General features: G+C 44.6%; 1 protein-coding gene. It reads right to left on the minus strand.

Annotated features, from left to right (window positions below):
- Window positions 1-155: 155 nt before the first annotated feature.
- On the minus strand, window positions 156-1,232 hold the full coding sequence (locus ABD010_RS06145) for a PQQ-dependent sugar dehydrogenase (RefSeq protein WP_343811233.1): 1,077 nt from the start codon (window positions 1,230-1,232) through the stop codon (window positions 156-158).
- Window positions 1,233-1,403: the final 171 nt, after the last annotated feature.

Consider the following 1,403-nt stretch of genomic DNA (forward strand, 5'->3'; position numbering starts at 1 on the left):
TATCGTAGTGAGGAAGTGTGAAGTTTGCTAGTTGCTGGGCGCTGGAGCCGGACGTGGCTTTTCATTAATATAAAAATTATCCACAAGTATTAAATTTTATAGTTTCCTGCAATGAAAAAAGCTGATATGCAGAGCCCTGCACATCAGCTTTTTTCTCAATTCAATTTGGAGATAAACAACAGCCGATCATCCTTTTCAGCGGGTTTTCCCCTGCCGTCCGTATTATTGGTTATAAAATAGATGCCATTGTCTGCAGCCAGTGCGTCCCGTACACGGCCAACATCTGAGACAACCAGCTCCTGCTCCTTGTTTTCCGGATCGAACCGTCGCAAGCCTTCACCCGCCAAAGAAGCGAAGTAGAAATCACCGTTAAAAAACGTCATGCCGGACGGTGCCCACGTATCACTTCCGGAATGGATGACCGGCTCTTTCATATCCGCTTCCGTTTCATCCCCGCGGATAGCTGGCCATCCATAATTCTCTCCTTTAATAATCCGGTTTATTTCATCATGTGCACTTGATCCGTGTTCCGTCGCATACAACTGATTATCCTCATTCCAGGCGAGCCCCTGTGGATTACGGTGTCCATAAGAATAAACATACGAATCGGTAAACGGGTTATCCTCAGGAACTGAACCGTCTATATTCACCCGCAGAATTTTTCCGGCCAAACTGCCTTTATCCTGTGCCAGTTCGGGGGTTGTTGCATCGCCGGTTGTAATATACAATTTATTATCCGGTCCAATCTCAATCCGCCCTCCCTGATGAAATGTACCGCCGGGAATTTTGTCCAGCAGTATTTCCATTTCCGTCCATTTTGTGTTTTTTGCCTGGATGATTACAACACGCTGATAATATTTTTCATTTTCCTGATAGGAGTAATAGGCGTATGCCGTTCTTGTCTCGCTGAAGTTGTCCGGAAAAGCAATTCCGAGCAGTCCGGCTTCCGGCTGATTGGAAAGGTCTGCTGAAAGTTCCACCGGCATGCGGTTTTTTTCTCCATCCTGAATTTTTACAATACTGCCTGTCCGCTCACTTATATAAATTGCCTCCCCATTCTTCACGATTTCCCATGGTTCATCAAGATTTTGTGCTATAACCTTAAATCCTTGTTCTGAATCAGTAGTTTCATGCATTGTTTCCGCGGTCTCAGGATTGGGCTTCTCTTGCTGCGAGCAGGCACTCGTCACACATACAACTGTCAATATTATGAGAAGATATCGAATCGGCATCACCCCATGTCTATAAGTTGATTTCAGTTTACCTGCTCAGACCCTGCACTGCAACAATAAAGAGAATGCAAAACGTCACTCGGCTATTCTCCCATGACGTTGTCCTGATATGTAGATTATTCTCCTGTTATATTGTTTCTTCTCCCGTTATATTAATTCTTCTCTCGTTAT

This window comes from Virgibacillus siamensis (assembly GCF_039522605.1).
Classification (GTDB): domain Bacteria; phylum Bacillota; class Bacilli; order Bacillales; family Amphibacillaceae; genus Lentibacillus; species Lentibacillus siamensis.

Excerpts from the sequence above, each read along its gene's own strand:
- ABD010_RS06145 (WP_343811233.1), bottom strand. The coding sequence starts at position 1,232 with ATGCCGATTCGATATCTTCTCATAATATTGACAGTTGTATGTGTGACG.